Origin of the sequence: Ruminococcus sp. CAG:379 (assembly GCF_000434255.1) — a bacterium.
In the GTDB taxonomy this organism is placed as follows: Bacteria; Bacillota; Clostridia; order Oscillospirales; family Ruminococcaceae; genus Ruminococcus_F; species Ruminococcus_F champanellensis.
Genome location: NZ_FR894839.1, coordinates 1 through 504, shown reverse-complemented (window position 1 = coordinate 504; position 504 = coordinate 1). Strand labels below are relative to the sequence as shown.

Genomic DNA, 504 nt, shown 5'->3' with positions numbered 1-504 from the left:
CGGCAGTACCGGGAAAGCAGCAGCTCCCAAGGTGGTTGCTGCCAATGCGGCGCTGCTGCATCTGCCCTTTGAGATCGAAGAAGGCTCTGCCCTGGTGATCCGGGGCGGCACCATCAAGGAGCAGCCCATTTCCCTCCAGGAGGCTACCGGCAGACTGGATACCAAGGTGGTGGTATGGGGGGATATTTTCGACATACCAGACCGGAAAGAGGTCAAGAACGGACAGAAAACCATTCTCAGCTATTATATCACCGACTATACCGGATCCATTATGCTGAAAATGTTCATTGACACTAAAAAGCTGTCCGAAGCAGCATACGACAAGCTGAAAAACGGCTGTACAGTAGTTGCAAAGGGGAATATAGAGTTCGATACGTTTAATAAGGACATTACCATGATGCCCATGGATCTGATGCTGGTGAAGCGGAAGATCCGCATGGACAATGCACCGAAAAAGCGGGTGGAGCTGCACATGCATACCACCATGTCTGCCATGGACGCAGT

The 504-nt window shown here is 51.6% G+C and carries 1 protein-coding gene; it reads left to right on the top strand.

All coding sequences use genetic code 11. The features are described 5' to 3' along the window. The coding region (locus QVO51_RS02550; RefSeq protein WP_369677880.1) for an OB-fold nucleic acid binding domain-containing protein at positions 1-504 on the top strand (504 nt) is incomplete at both ends.